21 protein-coding genes are annotated in these 21,698 nt (G+C 67.1%); 8 read left to right on the forward strand and 13 right to left on the reverse strand.

The window, feature by feature from the left end; genetic code table 11:
- Window positions 1-9: 9 nt before the first annotated feature.
- Genes AAFP35_RS00595 through pnuC form a run of 8 tightly spaced genes read right to left on the reverse strand, consistent with a single transcriptional unit; the run spans window position 10 to window position 7,769 of the window.
- Entirely contained in the window at window positions 10-1,377 is a 1,368-nt protein-coding gene (locus AAFP35_RS00595; RefSeq protein ID WP_419219571.1) for a CoF synthetase, read from the reverse strand.
- Window positions 1,364-2,056: a hypothetical protein gene (locus AAFP35_RS00600; RefSeq protein ID WP_419219572.1), complete on the reverse strand. Its 693-nt coding sequence runs from the start codon at window positions 2,054-2,056 to the stop codon at window positions 1,364-1,366. Before AAFP35_RS00600 ends, AAFP35_RS00595 begins: the two co-directional genes overlap by 14 nt.
- Entirely contained in the window at window positions 2,046-3,239 is a 1,194-nt protein-coding gene (locus tag AAFP35_RS00605) for a hypothetical protein (RefSeq protein ID WP_419219573.1), read from the reverse strand. The genes AAFP35_RS00600 and AAFP35_RS00605 overlap by 11 nt, the downstream gene beginning before the upstream one ends.
- Window positions 3,218-3,868, reverse strand: coding sequence for a hypothetical protein (locus tag AAFP35_RS00610; protein WP_419219574.1), 651 nt, complete (start codon window positions 3,866-3,868; stop codon window positions 3,218-3,220). The genes AAFP35_RS00605 and AAFP35_RS00610 overlap by 22 nt, the downstream gene beginning before the upstream one ends.
- Window positions 3,865-4,530 carry a hypothetical protein gene (locus AAFP35_RS00615; protein WP_419219575.1) on the reverse strand — a complete coding sequence of 222 codons (666 nt, stop codon included), beginning with the start codon at window positions 4,528-4,530 and terminating at the stop codon, window positions 3,865-3,867. The genes AAFP35_RS00610 and AAFP35_RS00615 overlap by 4 nt, the downstream gene beginning before the upstream one ends.
- Window positions 4,527-6,110 (reverse strand): ATPase, encoded by a 1,584-nt coding sequence (locus AAFP35_RS00620; RefSeq protein WP_419219576.1) that lies wholly within the window; start codon window positions 6,108-6,110, stop codon window positions 4,527-4,529. The genes AAFP35_RS00615 and AAFP35_RS00620 overlap by 4 nt, the downstream gene beginning before the upstream one ends.
- Window positions 6,107-7,174: an AAA family ATPase gene (locus AAFP35_RS00625; RefSeq protein ID WP_419219577.1), complete on the reverse strand. Its 1,068-nt coding sequence runs from the start codon at window positions 7,172-7,174 to the stop codon at window positions 6,107-6,109. Before AAFP35_RS00625 ends, AAFP35_RS00620 begins: the two co-directional genes overlap by 4 nt.
- On the reverse strand, window positions 7,167-7,769 hold the full coding sequence (gene pnuC, locus AAFP35_RS00630) for a nicotinamide riboside transporter PnuC (RefSeq protein ID WP_419219578.1): 603 nt from the start codon (window positions 7,767-7,769) through the stop codon (window positions 7,167-7,169). Before pnuC ends, AAFP35_RS00625 begins: the two co-directional genes overlap by 8 nt.
- 350 nt (window positions 7,770-8,119) lie before the next feature.
- Between pnuC and AAFP35_RS00635 the strand changes: the two genes are divergently transcribed.
- A complete protein-coding gene (locus tag AAFP35_RS00635; RefSeq protein WP_419219579.1) occupies window positions 8,120-9,076 on the forward strand; it encodes an alpha/beta hydrolase in 957 nt (318 codons plus the stop codon).
- A 218-nt stretch (window positions 9,077-9,294) separates the two neighbouring features.
- Here the strand turns inward: AAFP35_RS00635 and AAFP35_RS00640 are convergent, their stop codons facing one another.
- Genes AAFP35_RS00640 through AAFP35_RS00650 form a run of 3 tightly spaced genes read right to left on the reverse strand, consistent with a single transcriptional unit; the run spans window position 9,295 to window position 10,892 of the window.
- A complete protein-coding gene (locus AAFP35_RS00640) occupies window positions 9,295-9,822 on the reverse strand; it encodes a hypothetical protein (protein WP_419219580.1) in 528 nt (175 codons plus the stop codon).
- A gap of 1 nt (window position 9,823) precedes the next feature.
- Window positions 9,824-10,573 carry a hypothetical protein gene (locus tag AAFP35_RS00645; RefSeq protein WP_419219581.1) on the reverse strand — a complete coding sequence of 250 codons (750 nt, stop codon included), beginning with the start codon at window positions 10,571-10,573 and terminating at the stop codon, window positions 9,824-9,826.
- 25 nt (window positions 10,574-10,598) lie between these two features.
- A complete protein-coding gene (locus AAFP35_RS00650) occupies window positions 10,599-10,892 on the reverse strand; it encodes a hypothetical protein (protein ID WP_419219582.1) in 294 nt (97 codons plus the stop codon).
- Window positions 10,893-11,082: 190 nt separating this feature from the next.
- On the opposite strand from AAFP35_RS00650, the gene AAFP35_RS00655 reads away from it, so the two are divergent.
- A complete protein-coding gene (locus AAFP35_RS00655) occupies window positions 11,083-11,745 on the forward strand; it encodes a hypothetical protein (protein WP_419219583.1) in 663 nt (220 codons plus the stop codon).
- 265 nt (window positions 11,746-12,010) lie between these two features.
- Here AAFP35_RS00655 and AAFP35_RS00660 read toward each other — a convergent pair whose 3' ends face one another.
- Both AAFP35_RS00660 and AAFP35_RS00665 read right to left on the reverse strand, forming a co-directional pair.
- A complete protein-coding gene (locus AAFP35_RS00660) occupies window positions 12,011-13,495 on the reverse strand; it encodes a DUF3068 domain-containing protein (protein WP_419219584.1) in 1,485 nt (494 codons plus the stop codon).
- Window positions 13,496-13,621: 126 nt separating this feature from the next.
- On the reverse strand, window positions 13,622-14,998 hold the full coding sequence (locus AAFP35_RS00665) for an ABC1 kinase family protein (protein ID WP_419219585.1): 1,377 nt from the start codon (window positions 14,996-14,998) through the stop codon (window positions 13,622-13,624).
- 249 nt (window positions 14,999-15,247) lie between these two features.
- Between AAFP35_RS00665 and AAFP35_RS00670 the strand changes: the two genes are divergently transcribed.
- From AAFP35_RS00670 to AAFP35_RS00695, 6 genes are all read left to right on the forward strand, one after another.
- Window positions 15,248-16,291, forward strand: coding sequence for an NAD(P)-dependent alcohol dehydrogenase (locus tag AAFP35_RS00670; protein WP_419219586.1), 1,044 nt, complete (start codon window positions 15,248-15,250; stop codon window positions 16,289-16,291).
- A gap of 35 nt (window positions 16,292-16,326) precedes the next feature.
- Window positions 16,327-17,115, forward strand: a complete 789-nt coding sequence (locus AAFP35_RS00675) for an alpha/beta fold hydrolase (protein ID WP_419219587.1) — start codon at window positions 16,327-16,329, stop codon at window positions 17,113-17,115.
- A 137-nt stretch (window positions 17,116-17,252) separates the two neighbouring features.
- Complete coding sequence (nadB, locus tag AAFP35_RS00680; protein WP_419219588.1) at window positions 17,253-18,890, forward strand: L-aspartate oxidase; 1,638 nt, start codon at window positions 17,253-17,255, stop codon at window positions 18,888-18,890.
- A gap of 45 nt (window positions 18,891-18,935) precedes the next feature.
- Window positions 18,936-19,817: an alpha/beta fold hydrolase gene (locus AAFP35_RS00685; RefSeq protein ID WP_419219589.1), complete on the forward strand. Its 882-nt coding sequence runs from the start codon at window positions 18,936-18,938 to the stop codon at window positions 19,815-19,817.
- A gap of 203 nt (window positions 19,818-20,020) precedes the next feature.
- Window positions 20,021-21,229, forward strand: a complete 1,209-nt coding sequence (locus tag AAFP35_RS00690; protein ID WP_419219590.1) for a hypothetical protein — start codon at window positions 20,021-20,023, stop codon at window positions 21,227-21,229.
- 125 nt (window positions 21,230-21,354) lie between these two features.
- The gene (locus AAFP35_RS00695; protein ID WP_419219591.1) at window positions 21,355-21,666 is read left to right on the forward strand and encodes a metal-sensitive transcriptional regulator; all 312 of its coding nucleotides are present in this window, start codon (window positions 21,355-21,357) and stop codon (window positions 21,664-21,666) included.
- The last annotated feature ends 32 nt before the right edge of the window (window positions 21,667-21,698 follow it).

Here is a 21,698-nt window from a genome sequence, read left to right on the forward strand (position 1 = left end):
ATTGTCAGCCTACGTCGCGTCCGAGCGATGACGGCGTGGCTTTCCGGGGCCGAGATCGGCGACTGATGCGACCGTGCGCACCCGCAGTGGCTGGTGCAGTAGCGCACCTAGGGTGGCCTCGACGAGCGTTGCGTCCGAGCCCACGACGACGACATCGAGTGAACCGTCCTGTTCCTGATGGACGGTCCACCCACGGGCGCCGCTGCGCTGTAGCTGCTGGGTGAGGTCGACGTTCGGCACGATGCGACCGTCGGACGCCAGGAACCTGGTGTCCTCGCGAGCTTCGAGATCGGTGATCGCGCGTCGACCGCCGATCGTGATGAGCCGACCGAAGTCGCCGGTTCGGTAACGGACCAGCGGCAACAGTGGATTCTCGCCCGCTGTCACCAGGATCTCCCCGTACACGCCGTCGTCGGTGGTCGGTCCGTGATCGGTGAGCACCTCCACGAACACCTTGCGGTCGACGACGGTGAACGGTCCACCGTCGGTGCTGATCGCGATGGGCCGGGTCTCGTGCAGCGAGTAGACGTCGATCACCGGGACCCCGAACGCCGCCTCGAGGTCGGCCCGCAGGCCGGGTGCGAGTTCGGTGGCACCGGAGAACAGGGCCAGCGGGCGCAGCCCGTCGACGAGCCGCGGCGACAGCAGGGCTTCCAAAGCGGCGGGCGTGCCGCTGAAGACCTGGGGGCTGACGTCGAGCAGGAAATCGTCGCGATCCGGCCACGACCGGGGTTCGAGGTTGATCCGTGCCATCGTCATCTGGTCGAACGTGCTGATGACCGATGCATAGGTGAAGGCCTGCCGTTGGAAGACTATGTGTGCGAGGGCCATTCGAGCGGGATCAGGTTGCCAGTCGATGCCGAGGGCGCGTACCCGCATGAGCATGAACCAGAAGGTGCGGGCCGTGTCCTCGATGTCGTCGGGCAGCGCGAGCGCGTGACCGGTGGAGCCCGAACTGCTGCCGTGGATCATCTGCTCCAGGTCGGCGTCATAGGGGACGAAGGCCGCGATGTCGGCCATCAGATCGGTGCGGTCGACGGCGGGGAAATCGTCGAGGGTGCGTAATCGTCGGCGGATCGATCGATAGACGGGCAGTCCTCGTGCGGTGACGAGATGGTCGGCAAGCCAGTGCTCGTCGGGTGGCGCGGCCGAGTTCTGGACGCGGGCTACGGCTTCGGCGGTGAGCCGGTCGCCTGCGCGATGTGTCCACGTCGGTCCGTGCGGGTGGGTGCGCAGTGCGTCGAGCCGCCGCCGACCGGTATCGGTCAACGTGGGCCAGCGTTGCGCGTCGGTGAGGACCACCGAGGACCCTGCGTCGTACTCAGGGATGGCGAGAGTTCCGGAGTCCTGCTCGCGCGCTGGATCATTCGGACCCATAGCGGCTCGCCGCCTCCCGTGCACGCGCCGCGGCCAGTTGTCTGCTCACCTCGAGGCGATGCTGGTGTCGGGCCAGCGCCTCGGCGAAAAAAGCGTTCCGCGCAAGCGAGTCCCGCGCGTCGAGCAGTGATCGCGCCCCAATCGGATCCTCGTTCTCGGGACGTTGACCCGACCACAGCAGGAAGGTTCGAGCGGCTTCCTCTCGTCGATCGGCGACGCCGATCAGATCACGCAGCGGAACGGTCGCGGCGAGTCGGAACGCGAACGTCGCCAGGACTCGATGCGCCCGACCCTTCCGGAGCGGGCGACTGTACGGGCCGATCACGTCCTGGCTGGCCCACAGCCACAGGGCCAACCCGGCTGCGGTGCGGGCCTCATCGACATCCAGATCGTCGATGAGCGCAGCCACCCGGTTCGTCTCACGATGCGCCGCCCCATCGCCGAGCACATCACCGGCCAGGGGGCGCACACGAAGGGGATCGGTGAGAAACCAACCCGGGACGGTGGCCAGACGCGCCGTCAGTTCGCCCACATGCGGACCGGCGGTGAGATCGTCGTCGACCTCGAGTTCGTGCCACGCCTGCTCGACGTCGAGTTCACATTCGGCCCACGACCGCAGAAGTATTTCCGTGGTGGGGTTTTCCGGCGCCTCGGGCGGGTCGGTGGCCTCATCGGACATCGGCGGCCTCCGTGCCGGTGATGCGTCGGGCCAGCCGGGTGCACACGGCAGGTGTGTCCTCCGGTGCGGAAACGTGTTCGACGGTGTACCCGGCTTCGGTGGCGGTGCTGTCGACCGAAGACCGCGCGCCGATGAGAACGAGCGTCGCGGTGGCCAGCAGCGGCCGCACCCGGGCCGCGACCCCGGCGTAGACCTGTTGCCCGGCGCCGAACATGGATGCGAGCCCGTCGTCGGAGAGCACCAACAGGTGTGTGCTGCGGGCGCCCGTGACGGGTGCGCCGGGGAAGCGTCGGGACAGCAGGTCCAACGGGAAGACCGTGCCGCCGCCGTGGAACGTGGTCAGCCCCGCCATCACCGAGGCGCGATGGCGCGTGAAACCATCAGTGCCCGAGACCATTCCGGAATCGGAGAACGAGGTGACCCGCACGTGCCCGCCCGCCGCGAGAACCGACAACGCGGTGATCGTGCCCGCGAGCACCGCCGGCGAGTCACGTTCGGGATGTCGCATCGAGCCGGAGGAGTCCAGGTACAGGTCGAGTTCTACGCTGCGTGGCCGGATCGTGGGGTCGTCGGGCAGGTGGCTACGTGTTCGCGTGGTGACCCCGGGGATCACCAGCGGGTTCGCAGAAAGGGTTCCGGCCCAGTCGATGTCGGCGACGTCGTCACCGAGTTCCCACGTCTCGAGGGGGCCAGGGATGGATGCGGTCGTCTCGGGAACGGGGACAAGTTCACGCAGTGGTCGGATGTGTTGCCTTGCCCGGCTCTGATACCAGGCCGAGAGGACGGCGTCCTGATCGGATGTCCGGTAGAGCGCCAATGTCTCTGCCAGGCCATAGGTTTGGCCGAGCGAATCGGCCGTCGAGAGCACACCGGATGCGGCAGTCGTCCCTCGCCGGCGCGGTGCCTCGCTCATCCTCCGGTCGCCGAGAACCTCCTCGAGTTCGGCCGCCGATGCGGCCGGCGCATCGGGCTGTCCGGCGCATCCCGCAGACATCGTGGTGTTGACGCGACTACCCTTGCCGCCCAGGAAATACGGTGCGATGAGGGTGGCGAACGGCAATGCGCCGCCCACCGGGTCGGTGGCGTAGCTGCGCGCGAGCTCGGCGAGTAGATGTGCGTCCACCTCCGGATGCGTGGTGGTCAACTGGGTGAGTTGTCGGGTCAGGTCCACGATCGTGGGCACTGGCCCGGGCTCGGCGTCGGTGGTCTCGGCCGAATCGCCCCCGTCCGAATCGCCCTCGTCCGATGCGGGTTTCGAGGGCGAGTCCGGCGGGCACAACCTGCCGGCGGGTAACGACCACAGCAGCTCGTAACCTCGCATGACGACCACCAATACGATCCGAGCCGTGGTGCGCTGCCCTCACGGGACAGGGTGCGCCACATCGCGACCATCTCCGGTCGACCGCCCCTGCGTTGGATCTCTGCGATCCGGTTGTTGATCAGGATGTCGCACCACACGTTGGACAGCAGCGCCGGGTAGCCGCTGAGTGCGTCATGGCCGAGGCCGGCGGCGGTGAGTCCGCGAGCCATCTGATGGGTGATCTTGAGCGAGTCGATGCGGGTGCTCGGCGCCAACACATGGTGTCCGATCTCGTGTGCGAACACCGTCTCGAGGAATCCCGCAACTCCTTCGTCTCGGGCGAGATCCAGATCGATCGACACCTCCGGTGGGAACGAGAACCATGCGAAACTGCCCACCGTTGCGCCGAGTCCGTTCCGGATCTGCGGCGGACGCAGACGAACACGCCATAAACGCAGGGCGCGCTGCCACGCCGTGTCGACGCCGTCGCGCCGACGGGACGAGGCCGTCACCGGGCGGTCCTGTCCTGCAACCAGATCAGATAGGAGGTCGGAAAGACCTCTGCTTGCACGGTGGCGGACAACATGATCCGGGTCGACCAGGTGCACTCCTCGGGAGGTGTGCACGGAGCCAGGGTCGCCCCGAAGATGTCGCTGCGCACCTGCCAGTGCTCGGATTCGCAACGCACGAACCAGTGGGTTCCCCATGCTCGGGCGAGCGCGACGGGCGGCGAACTGAAACGTCCGCCCACACCTCGGAAGCCGCCGATCGCCGCGACCACCGACAACCGAGGGTGCCAGCCGTATTCGTCCGTGGCCTGTGCAGTCCGAAACGCCTCGAGATCGGCGGCCTCGATACCGAGAGCGGCCGCGAACACCGCGTGACGATCCGGGATCTCGCCGATCGAGCGGTCGAGACGTCCCACCGCATCGGTTCGGATGTGTGGCACCCCCGACCGCCATGCCGCAACGGCGGCGACGTCGAGGCGATCGACGGGCACGTGCAGCGATGCCGCAGTCCGGATCCCGGCGTCCAACGACGAGAGGTACCGCTGCGCGTCACCGCCCCAGGCGGCGACGCGTCGGCTCGAGTCGATGAGGTCGTCGTCGGTGCTCGGTGTCGACGACGGTTCATCGGGTGGGTTGACGAAGAATCGGGCGCGGCGGATGGTCACACCGCCGATCCGGAGTCGGACAGCCAGCGCAGGTAGTTGGTGTAGCGCTGGTGAAGGTATTTGAGTGTCAGGAGGTCGTCGAAGTCCCGACCATAGGCTTTTCCGGTCCGCGAGATCTCGTCGATACGGATCTGGATCTCGGTGATCCGTCGGGTGACCTCGAGTGCGGTGAGGTCATCGATTCCCTCGCCGAGTTGGGACAACAAGTCGCCCACCGGATCCCGGTCGGCGAGCCCGAGCGCGTCGTACTCGCGGTTCGATTGCTCGAACAGATCGGCGAGCCAACTCAGCTGATCGGTGGCCAACCCGCTGTCCTCGGCACGATCGAAGCGGGGATGGCGATGATTCGGAAACAATTTGCCGCGCAACACGAAGGGGAGGATCGAGGCACAGTCCGCGAGCCCGACCTCCGGTTCGCCGCGGAAGTAGGCCATCGCCTTGGCGTAGGAGATGAGCGATTTCAGTGCGCGCACCGACACCCCGTTGAGTGTCTGGGAGCCGATGTCGCTGTCCACGTCGGCGCCGGTGTTGGCGTCGATCGTCTCACTCACCGACCCGCCTCCGGTCATCACGGTGTCCTTGGTGCGGTATTCGAATCGACGCCCGCCGTGCTGCGCGAACTCGAAGTGGCCGACGAAGAACTCGAGGCGGCGGCGGACGTCCACCGGCAGTGGCACCGCGAGGATCGCCGCGCGCAACTCCTCCTGCTCGGTGGGAGGGAAGACGAGTTCCTGCGGTACATGGGTTTCGGGGTTCTCGTCGGCCTCGACCCGGGCGACGAGTTCACCGAAGAACCGGGAGTTGAATCCGAGCGCGCTCACGGTGATGTCCATGCGGTCGCGCAGCGCTGCGATCACGGCGAAGGTTCCGCCCCCGGAGTCGTCATTGGCGGTGAAGAACCAGCTCTCCACGCCGGAATCCGGTGCGGTGTACATCATCTGATCGTGGGATTCCACATAGCCCTCGGCGACCATCGTCAACAATGCCGACTGCGTCTTGGTGGGAATCCGGTTGTACTCGTCGATGATCTTGACCGGCCGACGTAGCCATCCGCGCCACGCGATCGTGATCTCGGCCAGGCTTCCCGCGTTCACCAGATCGCGGGGCAGAGGTGTGCCCACGAGATCGCTGACGGTCAATTGCGGCTGGCCCTGCTGGATGCCGCGCCGCACGTCGTCGGGACGCCTGCCCGCCAGGACCCCCATGAGCACCGCCAAGGTCGTCTTGCCCCGGCCCGGTCCGCCGATGAGGAGACATTTGCCGCCGACGGCAAACGTCAGAAGCGGCAACAGGACTGCCGACGAATAGGACGGTGACGTCGGGAGCGTGAGGACGGCGCCGGCGTCGCCGATCGGGAAGCTCGGCGCTGTCGCGTCGTCGTCGAATTCGATGTCGTAGTAGGGGGAGATGACGGCGCGATTGACCAGCCAGAAGTAACTGCGCCGCAGCTTCTCATCGAGGTCGTCGGGTTCGACGTCCGGAGACGCGAACAGGTCGGTGGCAGACAGATCCTCGGTCGGCGAGACGTGACGCGGGACGGTCGGTGAAGTGGGGATGTGTTGCCAGCGGTCCTCTGTCATCGTGTTCCCCTGCTCGACGGCGACTGCTTCTCCAAGGGTGGTGCGAAGCGAAGTGAGTCCTCGATCGCGCGTTGCACGGCCGGGAGCGCGCAGGCGACGCGCTCGGAGACGCTGCCGCGCACCTCCATCCACGGAACCGTCTGGGCCTCGAGGGTTTCCCGGAACCGTCGATGCATGTCGTGTCGGATATGCTCGCCGTCGCGCATCCCGTCGTCGACGAAGTCGATCTCGTCGCCGGTGAGGATGTAGAGAAGGGGACGGTGTTGTGCGGCGGCCGCGGTGACGGTCGGCGACGACCGGCCCACGTACCGTTCATGCCACACGGCGGTGGCCAGCACGTCGGTGTCGCAGATCAGGGTCGGCGTCGGGCACCGGCGCGCCGCAGACCGTTCCGCATGACGCTGTCGCTCCACGATCAGGTCGAATTCGTCTGTGCGCCACGGAGCGAACGGGCCGCCGGGTCGGATCGCGCTGTATTCGCGGCCGTATTCGGGGACCCAGAGGGTGCCGAGCGAGTCGGCGAGCGCCTGCGCGAGAGTGGTGGTGCCGGTGGATTCGGCGCCCACGATCACCACGCGTCGGATCAGACCTTCCCGCACCGGGGTCGCGAGCATCGACCAGTGACCGGCGAGGTCGTCGCGCACCGCGGTCCCCGAGACCGGGTTGACGGTGCGGTCCGGGTCGACCCGGACCCAGGTCGCGTCGAGACGTCGCGCGAGTTCGGCACCGTAGGCGTCGCTGGTGAACACGGCGTCGACTGGTTCGTCGAGCAGTCCGGTGATCGTGAGCATGTGCGCGTCCCACGCGGCCGCGGAGTCGAAATCGATCGGGGTGTCGTCGACGGTTGCGGCAACACGCACGACGGGGTGGATCTCTCGCATCCACGCCGCGCGGTCGGCGACCGAGATCGTCTCGACCGACGAACCGATCACCTCGACGGTGACCGACCGGCAGTGCTGTTCCGCCGTTCGGATCAGGTGATGGTGGCCGCTATGTGGTGGGTAGAACTTGCCCAACACCAGGCCGTGGCCGAACCGCGGGGCGGCGCCGTTGCCGTCAGACAACCGAACTCCTCGGCTCGCGCTCGGTGCCGGCCCGGGCGGAACCGCGCCACCCCAGATACCCGAGGACACACATGACGATGAAGAGCATGTAGAGGGCGGCGGTCACCGGCAGGCCCGTGATCGCGTACATCCCCACGTACACCACGTCCACGGCGATCCAGACGAACCAGTTCTGCAACCAGCGTCGGTTCAACATGTACTGCGCCACGAGGCTCGCGGAGGTGGTGACGGCGTCATAGAACGGGATCGTCGAATCGGTGTGCCGATCGAGCACCCACCAGAGGATCCCGGCGGCGGCCACCGCGGTCACGACGAGCAGCGGGACGACCCGACGGGGAGTCTGCAGGACGAATGTCGGTTCGGACCGCGATGCGAGCCAGTTGCGCCATCCGTGGATGCCGAGCAGGAGATAGACGACCTGCAACCCGACGTTGGCGTAGATGCCGTTGGCGGTGAACAAACCGATGAAGACGATGTTGTTGGCGATGCCGAGGGGGAATGTCCAGACGTTGCGTCGGGCGGCGAGGAGGACACAGCCTGCGCCCGTGACGAAACCGAGGATCTCGGCCCAGTGGGCGGCCAACCAGGTCAGCACTCCGTGAGTCTAGGAGATCGTGCCGGAATCGGTGCTGTGCGGGCGCGGGCCGACGAGACTCGGACGTCACCGTTGAGACAGCAAAGCGATAACGACGCGGTCGCAGCCGACGTCGATCGCATGGATACACGATGGCGCAATCTCCTGCGGCGACAGGTTTACGCAGGTAGGCATGGGAAGCCAGGGCGATTTGTCGTGTCCGTGCCGATCAACGGCGCTGTCGCTGGCTTTGCCGGAGTGTTATAGAGCCGTTACACTGCCTCACGACGGGTGGAAGCCGGGCCGTCGAGCCATAGAATCCCGTGAGAGTGACCGTTGGCCGTCGTGGTCAAGATCGTAAGGACATCTGAATGCTGACTCGTGCCCGTAAGCGCCTTGTCGCCGGCCTCGTTGCCCTCGTGGCGGCCACCGGTGCCGGCCTGGTGGCTGCTCCGACCGCTCAGGCGGCCGGCTCCACCGAGTACGTCTACTCCGCGGCCATGCACCGGAACATCCCCGTGCGCATCGTCGACGGCGGCGGTGGCGGCCCCAAGCCGACGCTGTACCTTCTCGACGGCCTGCGCGCCCCGAACAATGACAGCGGTTGGTTGATCAACACCGACGTCGACCGGTTCATGGTCGGCAAGGGCACCAACGTCGCGATGCCGTTCGGTGGCGCCGGTAGCTTCTACACCGATTGGGAGCGCAACGATCCCAAGCTCGGCGTGAACAAGTGGGAGACCTTCCTGACCCGCGAGCTGCCCGCCTACATGGCTCGTAAGCACAACAGCGACAACCGCCGCAACGGCATCGCCGGTCTGTCGATGTCGGGCACCTCGGCGCTGAACCTGGCTTCGCGTCACCCCGGCTTCTACGACGCGGTCGCGTCCTACAGCGGCTACCCGACGGTCACCTTCCCGGGCTTCACCCAGGGCATTCAGGTCGCCGTGGCACAGACCGGTGGTAACGCCAACAACATGTGGGGCGTCTACCCGCTGGGCCAGTGGTTCCAGAACGACCCGTTCCTGAGCGCGAACGCTCTGGCCGGCAAGCACGTGTACCTGTCGTCGGGCAGCGGCCTGGGCAGCAAGTACGACAGCTCGGTGAACCCGAACAGCCCGAACTTCAACCCGGTGAAGTTCTCCCAGATGGTGCCGCTGGAGACTGCGGCGTCGGTGAGCACCTCGCTCTACATCCCGCGTGTCGCAGTGGTTCCCGGCGTCAAGCTGACCACCCACGTGACCGCCGACGGTGTCCACTGGTGGGACTACTGGCAGAACGACTTCAAGCAGTCGTGGGCCAGCACCTTCCGCCCGGCGTTCTTCTGATCGTCCGGACCTGAGCCGACACAAACGGCCGGTGACCTTCGGGTCGCCGGCCGTTTGTCGTCGGTGGGCCATCTTGTCGTCGGCGGGGGCTATCCGGGGCTATCCGGTCGTACCCGCGAAACCTGCTGGCAAATCTGTGTGGTGCTACGTCCGCGTTTGCGTGGAGGGTCCGCGTGAGCGGTCGGTGGAAGGCCGAGAGCGAGGGTGTTCGGTACCGCTCACCAAGCGGTGCCGAGGGCTGAACCCCGTGGTCGGTCGTCATCGCTGCCGTCCGTCTCGTGGAGCTCTTCGTAGTACACCTCGTCAGCCGTGTCGGCGGGGGAGTCTTCGAGCTCCTCGTAGAACTCGGCGCCGGAACTGTCGTCACCAGCACTGTCCTCGAGTTCTTCGTAGAACTCCCCGGAATCGTCGCCGGACAGCGGAGACGAGGATTGCTCGGTCATCGCTGCGGCATACTCGGCTTCGATCTGTGCGTGCGCTTGTTGTGCGAGGGATTCGCGTTCGGCGTCACTGATCTGCGGTGCATCTGCGACGGCAGACTCGACCATCGGTGCGATGGTCCTCGTGAATGTCGTCGAATCGACCACATCGCGCAACGAGGATTTTCCGCCGAGGACGTCGGCGACCATCGCCTTGAAGTCGGGATCCGGAGAGAATTCGGCCAGCGTCCGCAGCGACTTCCGCAGATGCCAGTCGTCGGCAGGATGGCCTTCGAGGGACGGCAGTAGTGGTTTCTCGTCGGTCATGTCAGGCGTCCGGATTGTCGTAAGCGCGACCGGGGAGCTCGGGGATCTGGATCTCCTTCAGATCGGCGACGTGGCCGATAATCTCGCCGGCGATGGTCTGCGATGCTTGGAGTGCGAGATTCACCGCAGTAATTGCGTCGCTGACTTTGTCCGCAACCTGTAGCGCCGTCATGGTGGCCGAGGCCCATGACGAGGCCGCGACGGCTGCTCCGATGCCGGTCGCTGCGAGTGACGAAGCTGCGAAGGCCGCCGCGATCTTTATTGCCAGCATGATGACCAGATCGGTGATGGTCGCGGCTATCCCTTTAAATGCCTGCGATGCTTCGTACATGCCGAACGCAAGCGAATCCAGCTGTTTGCCCAGTTGATTGATAGCGGACTGCTGACGGCGGATTGCTTGGGCGAAGTCGGCGAAGTACTTGTCCGCAGCACTTGCGGCGTCTCCGTCCCACATCTCGGATGCCGCGGTTGACGCTGCGGTGATTGCTTCGGACAGCAGTTTGTTGAAGTCGCCCAGAGACTGGACGGCCTGCCCTGCCTCTTGAACCCGCGTCCAGTCACCGGTGAACCATTCGGCTGCCATGTCGATCGGGTTCTGTTCGACACCGGCAAATGACAGAGCTTGCATCACAGGGCCGGTTAGCCAGTATGACGGGCTCACATACGAGCCGCTCATGGCGTTCTCGAGAACATCAGGGATCGGATCACGGGCGACGGGGGAAGTGAGAGCTGCGGCGGGTTCTTTAGCCATCTGATGTCCTCGGGTCGAACTCCGGCTATCGAGGCTTGGAGTTCGCGGCGGTGTTCGTCTGCTCGGTCAAACGGTAATGATTGGCGGCCCGTGTCATCTCGTCTCCGGATGCAGTCGCAAGCTGCTGGAGTTTGTCGATGTTCTCTGAGAGCGCTGCACGGGTTTCAGCGACGGTCGACTCGATACCCACGAAGAGGATGCCGTCACCGGAGATACCGCTGAGGTGTTTTTCCACGTACGCGGAAGCGTCCCCGACTTGCGAAGCGAGCTCCTTGAGACGCTTGGCGAACTTGTCCAGATCTTCTGGTTCGACGTCCATGAGAGCTCTCTGTTCGCGGTCATGTTCCCGGGCGGCCACCCGATTTGTGAAACGTAACAGACCGATTCCACCTGCTTATCTCTGGCTGAGGCCGTATGTCGGTTTTCATTCATCCGGCGGACAGTGATTGCCAGACCTGGCGCTCTGGGGCGTTTGCCACAGCTGCTGCCGAACCGACATCATCGAGGTCGTGGCGTCTGGCGTGGAGACCGAGGAACAGGTGGTGTTCCCCTTACGCAGACCCCGGGTCGCCGAGTTGGGAGGGCCGGGATTCGGGAGGGCACAGCGCGAACTCCTGCGTCACCTGTCGGTGCCGCTGCCCGAACTGTGTGTCCCGCACGGACGCTCGGGGGGATTGGCGCGGGTGTACACCTATTGGGCCCGTGGATGGCACTTCAGCAGACCGATGTGGAAGCGCGTCCTACTCCTGTGCATTCCCTTCTACACGCTCTCGGTCAGGTTGCACGAGCGGCGGTACGGGGAGCCACGCGTGCGATTCCGCATGGTGGGTTGCTCCCAATGCCGACGCACCCTGAATCGATACCGGCTGCGCACTGTGCTGATCGTCGTGCTCGCTTTGTCGATGTTCTTCGTGGTGCCGCGGTTCGTATGGTCTGACAACGAGACTCTCGGTGCTTTCCTGGTCATCTTCGGCTGGACCGTGCCCGTGATGGTGAATCTTGTTGTACTCAAGCGCTTCCCCGAGTACTTCACCCGTGCATTCGTGAGCGACGACGGTCGGGAACTGATCATCAGCCGTCCGCATCCCGACTATGCGCGTGCCGCGGTCGAGGCCGGCGCCGAGTATCGCGCGGACGGGCCGAAGGTCCCGCGGGACAATTGGTTCTTCTAGGCGCCTGCGCCGTGCCCGGCGTCACGCCCCGTGCCGCTCCCGACCGATCCGCGGAACCTGCCGGCAAAACTGTGTGAAGCTACGTCCGCGTTTGGTTGGAGGGTCCGCGTGAGCGGCCGAAGAGCGCGACGGACCGCGCGAACCGACATCGCACGGCCGACATCGCATGGCCACAGCGCACGGCCGACAACGCGAACGGGCCCCGACGGCGACTCACCGGGAGGCGAGTGGCGTCGGGGCCCGAACGCTGGTGCTGTGTGGTGACCTATTCGCCCGGCGGACGACGGAACTGCTGGGTTTCGTCGTCGGCCGGCGACCACTCGCTGTGATCGTCGTGCGGCTCGGACGAGAGCTCGCCCTCGTCGCCGGACTCCGAGAACGGCCGGGTGGCCTGATCGTCGGCCGAGTACGCCTGGGTGGCGGTGTCGTCCGGGGAGTCGCGCACCACCGGGATCTGCTCGGTCGGTCTATCCCACGGATCGGCGGCCGACGATGCCGCGGCGGCCCCACCGACCACGGGTGCCGTGGACTGGGCGGTCGGACTCTCGTCATGCGGCTGCTCGAGCCAGCTGGTCGGGGTGGCGGATTCGGCTGTCGTGTCGTCGCCGCCGGACCCACGACGGGACCGCCAGAACAGCAGGCCCCACAGGGCGAGCAGCAGGACGCCGACGATACCGAGGATCAGCGGCAGCCAGAACGAGCCCATCTTCAGCAGACCGACGTAGTGGTCGGCCTTGCCTGCCTGGTTGGAGACGGTCTCGTCGGACCACTTGAAGCGACCCTTCAGCACGTCCATCTGGAAGTCGCGCACCGGTGCCGGGGTGTCTTGGCTCTGGTCGGGCGACCGGAAGTACTGGTGCTGATCCTCGAGCCCGTCGACGATGGTCCCGGTCTGCGGTTCCACCCACACGTGTCGGGTCGCGGTCGCATACCGGTGCATGGTGATCTTGTCGTTGGCGCGCACGCCGCGGCCCGAGATGCCCCACCAGCTCGCCGGCATCGTCAACATGGTGCCGAGCGCGGCCTCACCCTGCGCGTTCGGCAGGCTCGACACGTCGGTCTCAGGAACATCGCCGGCGAACTCGTAGGTCTTGATGCCGTCGATCGTCTTCTCGCCGACGAACTTGACCTCGATGTCCTGGCGGGTGTTGGTGTCGTAATAGAGGTAGGAGCGCTTCTTGACGTCGAAGCCGAACTTGTACTGGAACCCGCGACGGTTGGGCAGGTCGACGGAGACGTCCTTCGGATTGACACCCTCGGGTGCGGCCTCGAGTTGCAGCGAGCTCACCGTGCCGTTGGGCACCGACGACTTGCGGTTGACCGAGACGCGGTCGATGTTCGCGGTCAGCAGCCCGTCGTCACATTTGCGCTCGGTGTCGGCGGCCGCCATCGGTGGTTCGGTTTCGTTGCCCTCGGCGTCCCGGTAGCGGTCGATCTGCACGGTCTGCGCCGACTGCAGGGTCGCCTGACGTCGGTCGGACGGGTCCACGATGACCGAACGGCGCTGCTGGGTGAGGTGCGCGTCGACGACACGGGCCTTGCGCTCACTGACCGAGCAGCGATCGAAGATCTCGGCGGGGAAGCGGTCACCGGTCGACCCGTCCTCGGGCACGGTCGTGGCCACCGACGTGATGTCCAGGTCGAGCGGTACCACCCGCAGCTGCGGGACGAGGAACAGCGGTACGGCGATGGCGGCGGCAATGAACGCGGCGCCGAGGAACGCCGGCAGCGCCAGCCAAACTCGTCTCATTCTCCACTCCTGGTATGCGGACTCAACGCCCCAACACTAGTGGTCGGCCGTCACGAGCTGTCGAAGGTCACCGACATTTCGGGCGACGACGTGCGAATGCAGATCGGTGAACAGGTTCTGCAACGCTCAGCCAGAACGGGTGCGCTCGGAGCGCCGGTCCCGTTCGGCCTCCTTCAGGATCCCGGCCATGTAGCCGTAGATCTCCCTGTCCGACATGGCTTTCCAGCGGGGTGCGAGGAGTTTCATGTACTTCTCGACGTACAGCAGTTGCTTGCCCACGAGGACCAGCTCCCGCGGCAGACGAGCGTCGTGGGCCTTGGCCACCGCGGCCAGCTGCCGTCCCAGATCGGTGTACGACATCGACGCCAGGTCGGCCGACGACAACGGTGCGGTGACCTTCTTGATGTCCTCGGCGCCCTTCGCGGTCGATCCCGGCCGGTGCACGGCGCCGAGCAGGAATATCGCGCGGCCGGCCGACTCGTGGTCGCCGCGCACGATGAGATCGACGACGAGCTGCCGCAGAATGCGGCGGGTGCGTTTGGTGAACCGCCCGACGATGCCGAAATCGAGCAACACGAGCTTGCCCTCGGCGTCGACGAGCACGTTGCCGGCATGGAGATCGCCGTGGAACAGACCGCCGTGGAATGCGGACTCCAGCAGGGACAGAAGTAGATTGCGACAGAGCGCGACGCCGTCGTGACCTGCGGCGCGTACGGCTTCGGCGTCGTCGATGCGGATCGCGTAGATCCGTTCCATGGTCAGTACTCGTGACGTGGTGAGCTCGTCGTACACGGTGGGGACTCGGATCCGGTCGCCGAACGGCCCCGGGCGCAGACACTCGTACCACTCACGCATCGTCGCGGCCTCGTTGCGGAAGTCGAGTTCCGCGGAGAGCCCGTCGGCGAAATCCTCGACGACGTGACGTGCACTGAGCATGCGGCCGTACTCGGAGATCTCGGCGAGTCCGGCGAAGCGTTCCAGCAGGGCGACATCCGGGGCTAGTCGTGTGGTGATCCCGGGTCGTTGGATCTTGACGACGACCTCTTCGCCGTCGTGCAGCGTCGCGGTGTGTACCTGCGCGATCGACGCCGACGCGATGGGTTGCGTGTCGAAGGAGGTGAAGACCTCCTCGGGCGGACGACCGAGCTCCTCGATGAACAGTCGGCGGATCTCTCCGGGATCGGCCGGTGGCACCCGGTCGAGGAGGGACTCGAACTCGGTCGACAGCGTCTCGGTGAACACACCGGGGCTCGACGCGATCAGTTGACCGAGCTTCACGTAGGTCGGGCCCAGGTGCTCGAACGTGGTGCGAACCTCATGGGCGACGCGCTGGCCGGTGGGCGCCTGTCCGTGGAGAGCATCACCGATCGTGTGCAGGACAAAGCGCCCGACGCCCGCGGCCGCATGGGCGGTCGCCGTGCCGAAACGGGTGATCTCGGCGAGGGGCGACACCCTGGGCAGCGAGAGGCGCAGGTCTGGGTCGTCGTGATTCTGCGTGGTCACCATCGGTCAGTGTAACGACGCTGCGGGTCCGATGGCCGAACGCGGCGGTCGCGGGTCGTCCCGACGTGGCCGGGTGACCGAGGTCCGGGCCGTGTGATCGCCCCAACTGTGATCGATGTGACGTATGCCCGAACGGCGATATGACCGCGGAGTCGGCCAGACTGGGGTGGCGGCGTCATGCGAGCCGGTGGTCGACAGCCCGGCCGTCGCGGACGCCGATCACGTGCCGCCATCAGCAGAGGAGTATTGATGTCCACCACGGTCAACGCCTACAGCGCTGCCGCCGCCGACCGTCCGCTGGCACCGACGACCATCGAGCGACGCGACCCCGGTCCCCACGACGTCGTCATCGACATCGCCTACGCGGGGATCTGTCACTCCGACATCCACACGGCTCGCGGCGAGTGGGGGCGGACCTCCTATCCGGTGGTGCCCGGCCACGAGATCGCCGGCACCGTCGCCGCGGTCGGCTCCGACGTCTCCCGGTACGCCGTCGGTGACCGGGTCGGAGTCGGATGTTTCGTCGATTCGTGCCGCGAATGCGACGCCTGTCGGCAGGGGCTCGAACAGTATTGCGAGCGCGGCATGATCGGCACATACAACGCAGTCGGTCGTGACGGGCTGCCCACCCAGGGCGGCTACAGCACCGCCATCGTCGTCGACGAGAACTACGTGTGCGGTATCCCCGACGGTCTGGCGCTCGACGTCGCGGCACCGCTGCTGTGCGCCGGGATCACGCTGTACTCCCCGTTGCGCCACTGGCGTGCCGGGCCGGGTACCAAGGTCGCCGTCGTCGGGTTGGGCGGCCTCGGACACGTGGGTGTCAAGATCGCTCACGCGATGGGGGCCGAGGTCACGGTCTTGTCGCAGTCGTTGAAGAAGATGGAAGACGGTCTGCGCCTCGGCGCCGATCATTACTTCGCGACCAGCGACCCCGACACGTTCCGTGCGCTGCGCAAGAACTTCGACCTCATCCTCAACACGGTGTCGGCGAATCTGGACATGGCCAAGTATCTCGGCATGCTGAAACTCGACGGCACTCTCGTCGAACTCGGCCTGCCGGAACGTCCGATCGAGGTTCCCGCGTTCGCGGTGACCGCTGCCCGCCGCAGCCTGGCCGGATCCAACATCGGCGGGATCGCCGAGACCCAGGAGATGCTGGATTTCTGTGCGGAACACGGCATCGGCGCAGAGATCGAGGTCATCTCCGCGGACCAGATCAACGAGGCTTACGAGCGCGTGGTCGCCAGCGACGTGCGCTACCGCTTCGTCATCGACGCCTCGACGTTCTGACCGGACGCCGCTGACGTGGCCGCGCCGGGGTCGACATGACACCTGCTTTTCGCTTGGCCGAGGTGCGTGGCGCCCGCCTGGCCTGGAATCAGACCGGCCGCGGGGGAGCGGTGATCTGGGCGCACGGCATGAGTTCGAGTGCCTATGGTCAGGAGTCGGCCGGGCAGTTCGACTGGCGGCCGGTCAGCGCGGGCCATCGTTTGATCCGGTACGACGCACGCGGGCACGGTCGCTCGACAGGTGGGAAGACGGCCGAGGAGTACACCTGGCCGGAGTTGGGGCGCGACCTGTTGGCGTTGCTGGATGTCGTCGCGCCCGACGAACCGGTGGCGGCGATCGGCGCGTCGATGGGTACCGCGACCATCCTGTATGCCGCTGCGGCGCAACCGGATCGGTTCACCCGGTTGGTTCTCACCCAGGCGCCGACGATCTGGGGGACCCGCCGGGCGCAGGTGCCGATCCGCCAGGCCTCGGCCGACCTGGTCGAGCGAGACGGTCTGGCCGCGCTGGAACGGCTCACCACCGATGCCCCGGCTTCGCCTGCCCTGGCTCAGGCGCGGCGGTTCGTCTCGCCGATCGCGGTCCGATCCGTGATCTATCCGTGGGTCCTGCGTGGTTCGGCGATCACGGATCTGCCTGCCGCCGAGGAAGTCTCACGTCTGGATCGGCCGGCATTGGTGTTGAGCTGGACCGGCGACGACGGTCATCCGGTCAGTAGCGGTCAGTTACTCGCCGACGCCCTCCCCGATGCGCGGCTGGTCGTGGCTTCGACGCCTGACCAACTGCATGCCTGGCCGGGGCTGGTGGCCGAGTTCCTCTCCTGACCCTCGGTCGGCACATTGTCTCGGAGGGCGCGCATCGGGTCGGCGGTGTCGCCGACGAGCTGCGAGGCTGCCCACGTCTGTACAGCTGGGGTAAGGTTTTCGACTGGGAATCGAAAACGTGTCCCGGGAGGTGCGAGATGGTCCGACGCGAACGTGACCGGACAGCGGATGAACTGCGCGCCGACTTCGTGGTGGTCGGTGCCGGTGTCGCCGGTCTCACCGCGGCCGTGTGCGCCGCCGAGGCCGGCCTACGTGTCGTGGTGCTGAACAAGGGGCCCACCTGGCGCCCCGATCGCGCCGAGCAATCGACCGCCACCCATTACGCCCAGGGGGGTATCGCCGTCGTCGAGCCCGCCAACCGCGAGGACTCGGTCGACCTCCATGTCGCCGACACGGTCGCGGCGGGTGCCGGGTTGACCGATCCGTCGGCGACGCGCCCGATCCTGGCGGACGGATGGTCGGCGGTGTCGGCGCTGATCGGATGGGGCGCTGAGTTCGACCGCAGGCCGGACGGCGCTCTCGCCCGCACCCGCGAGGGTGGTCATTCGGTGCGACGCATCATCCATGCCGGCGGCGACGCAACCGGTGCGCAGGTACAGCGGACGCTGGGTCGCCGACTGGCCTCCGCGGCGGCGTACCTTGACCTGACCTGCGTGGACGACTCGTCGGCCACAGCGATCCTGCGGGCCGACGGGCACACCGTCGGGGTCGCGTTCCGCACGCGTGGTCACGACCGCCTCGTGCACGCCCCGACGGTTCTGCTCGCCACCGGCGGGAGCGGGCACCTGTACGCGGCGACCACCAATCCGGTGGGCGCCACGGCCGACGGCATCGCGCTGGCGCTGCGGGCGGGCGCGGTGGTCGCCGACATGGAGTTCATCCAATTCCATCCGACAATGCTCTACGTTCCCGGCGCGCGGGGGCGACGGACACTGATCAGCGAGGCCGTTCGCGGCGAGGGCGGGCGGCTGGTCGACGCCGACGGTCGGACGGTGACCGACGGCGTGCACCCGATGGGCGATCTCGCGCCCCGGGACGTGGTGGCCAACGCGATCGAAGCCCGATTGGCGACGACCGGCGCACCGTGCGTGTACCTCGATGTGCGCACCATCGCGGATTTCCGTTCCCGGTTCCCGACGGTGACCGCCGGCGTCGCCGACGCCGGACTCGACGTCGAGACGGGTCTGATCCCCGTTGTTCCGGGCGCTCACTATCAGTGTGGGGGAGTGCTGACCGACGTGGACGGCCGCACCGCGGTCCCCGGCCTCCTCGCGGCCGGGGAGGTGGCCCGCACCGGATTGCACGGCGGCAACCGGTTGGCCTCCAACAGCCTGCTCGAAGGTCTGGTGATGGGTCGACGTGCCGCCGCCGTCGCGGTGTCCCGACGCGATCGCCGTGTCGTCGATGCGAGCGGAGCCTCGATCGCCGAACTGCCTGCTCTGTCTCGAGAAGGGTTGCAGGACAATATGTCCGGGGCTGTGGCACTACGAAGGGGTGCCGACGGTCTGCAGCGGGTCGCGTCGCGGCTGCAGTCGGCCGGCAGGCGTCCGATGGTCACGGATGTCGATGTCGAAGACGCCGCGCTCACCCTCACCGCACGCGTGGTGGTGGCGGCGGCGCAGGCTCGCGCCGAATCGCGCGGATGCCATGCACGCACCGATCACCCACGCACCGATCCGGATGCGCGGTCGCGCTGCTTCGGCTGGATCGACGGGGACATCACCGAATGCGACCGTGCGGACGCGTTGATCGCGACCGAGGCGCTCGTCTCGTGAGTCGGCTCGTCCCCCGGTGCAGGGTCCGCCGGTAACGTCGCGCCCATGACCTCGCCCGAACGGATCGTCGTCGACCTCGGACATCTTCGTCTGGCAGCGCTCACCTGGGGAGCGGCCGACGGGCCGCTGGCGGTCTGCCTGCACGGCTTCCCCGACTCCGCCTGGACATGGCGTCATCTGGGCCCGGCGCTCGCCGCAGAGGGATACCGCGTCGTCGCACCGTTCACCCGCGGATACGCGCCGTCGGAGATCCCGGCCGACCACGACTACCACGTCGCCGCACTGACCTACGACGCGTTGGCGCTGCACCGTGCGCTCGACGGTGATGATAGAGCGGTGCTCATCGGCCATGACTGGGGTGCCCTGACCGTGCACGGGGTGGCCGCTCGCTCCGACGGACCGTACCGGCGGGTGGTCGCCATGGCAGTCCCGCCGATCGCCGCTCTGCGGTCCGGTCCGGCCGCGCCGCGCCTACGGCTGTTGCCCAGACAGGCCGTGATGAGCTGGTATATCGCATTCAACCAGCTGCCGTACCTGCCGGAACGTGCACTCGATCGGCTGATCCCGGCCCTGTGGCGACGGTGGGGTCCGGCGCCGAATCCCACCGATGTCGACAACGCACTCGCCGCGGTGGCGACCACGCCACGCCGGTCGGCGGCACTCGGCTATTACCGCGCGATGCTGCGGCCTCGCATCGATCGGCGCTACGCCGACCACGCGACCGGTTGGCTGCAGCCGACAGCAATGGAGATGCTCTATCTCCACGGCGTCGACGACGGCTGCATGCACGTCGACTTCACCGACGGCCTCGAGAACCTGCTGCCGTCAGGGAGTGCCGTCGGCCGCGTCGCGGGTGCAGGACACTTCCTCCACCTCGACGAACCGGAGGAGACACGCCGAAGAATCGTCGAATTCCTCGCGGGCTGAGGTGTTCTGAGACTTTTACCGCAGGCTATGGCGGGTCTGGTGTCAAAGTTCGTACACTGACCGCCGGGGGACGTCGAGATCGTTGTGACCGCGTGCTGCGCGCGTCCCGGCAGTCGCGGCGCGATCGAATCCGCGCACGGAGGACACCAGGCGCGACAACGAACGAATGCCAGACAGCGCGTGATGCGCGAAGGAGAGGCCGGATGAACGGCGAAGGTTGCTGGTCGACGGTCGTATGCACTCCCGCGGAGCGGACCGCCCTGGGGCTGACCGGCCAGTCGGAATGGCTGCTGCACTGTCGACTCACCGTCGGACACAGCGGCAACCACGCAACCGACGCCAGCGACCGTCCGCGCGGTGATCGACGACTGTGGTTGGAATGGAACGACTTCGACGACCACGCACAGTCCCTGATCGAGCGCAACCCGTGCTCGGTGCACGCCCAGAACGGCGCACCGTGCGTGTACTTCGAGGGGCACGGCGGCGCGCATTTCTTCGCACCGTCGAACGGTCATGCACCGACCGCCGTCGCAGCTCCGCCGCGGCCGGCTCCTGGTCCCCCGCCTCCGTCTGCACAGCCTCCGGCCGCGCCGCCTCCGCCGCCGGGACCCGTCCAACCCGGTCCGCCACCGCAGATGGGCCCGCCGCAGTCAGGCCCGCCTCCGCAGATGAGTCCTGCGCCACCACCAGGGGCGCCCCGACCGGGTTCGCCGCAGCAGGGTTCGCCGCAGCAGGGTTCGCCGCAGCAGGGTTCGCCGCAGCAGGGATCACCACAGCAGGGATCACCGCAGCCCGGAGCGCCCCGGCCGGCACCGCCGCAACACCCGGGACAGCCCCCTGCGCCGAGCCAGGCCGGACCGGCCGCCCGGCCGGGGCCGCCGCAGCCCGGCTCCGAGACCGAGCAAACGCCCCTATCCGGACCGCAGTCGGGGGCCCTGCCGCGATCCGGACCGGCTTCCTCGTCGTCACCTGCGACGACGCGCGCGCACAGCCAGAACGGGGTCGCCCAGCAGGAGCGATCCCAGGGGGCGCGCCGACATCGCGCCGGTTCGGCGGAGATGCCGCCGCGCGTCACGTCGGCCACGACGACCACCGATGCTCCCTCGTCGTCACCTGCCGAGTCCCGGCCGCCGCAACCGCAGACGTCGCCCGGTGACGACGGCGGCTACCGCGGCGGACGCCGATCCACCGGTGCCGAGCCGCCGACGGGGGCCACCCCGGCGCGGAGCAGGCACGGCATGCCCGATGATCCGACGGAGTCCGGCCCGATCCCGTCCGGAGCGTCTGCTGCCGCGCCGGTTACGCCCTCTGCTCCCGGTCCCTACCGCCCGGAGGTCGCCGACGCGCTGAGCGACGTCGCCGCAGCGTTGGAGCGACTGGCGGCCGCACTGCGTTCGCCACGTTCTTCCTGATCGACCCCGCTCCACGCGTGCGGGGGCGTCGGTGACATATACCCCTAGGGGGTAGCCGTATAGAACGATTGTTGGTATACCTGTTGGGGGTATGGAGTGCCACCATCGAGGACGGGATCGAAGTCATGACCGAACCGCAACAGGTCGACCACGCACAGCACGGGTACATCGGACACAAGGACGATTACCTTCGCCGACTGCGGCGCATCGAGGGTCAGGCAAGAGGGCTGCAGCGCATGGTCTCCGAGGAGGCCTACTGCATCGACATCCTCACGCAGGTCTCGGCGATGACCAAGGCGCTGCAGGCCGTGAGTCTCGGTCTCCTCGAAGAGCACATGAACCACTGTGTGGTGAATGCCGCGCAGGAGAGCGATGACGCAGGCAAGGAGAAGGTCGACGAGGCGATGCAGGCGATCGCTCGTCTGGTCAAGTCCTGAGATCACCGGCGCTTCAGCTCGCAGACTTCGAC

Origin of the sequence: Gordonia sp. CPCC 206044 (genome assembly GCF_048537895.1) — a bacterium.
Classification (GTDB): Bacteria; Actinomycetota; Actinomycetes; order Mycobacteriales; family Mycobacteriaceae; genus Gordonia.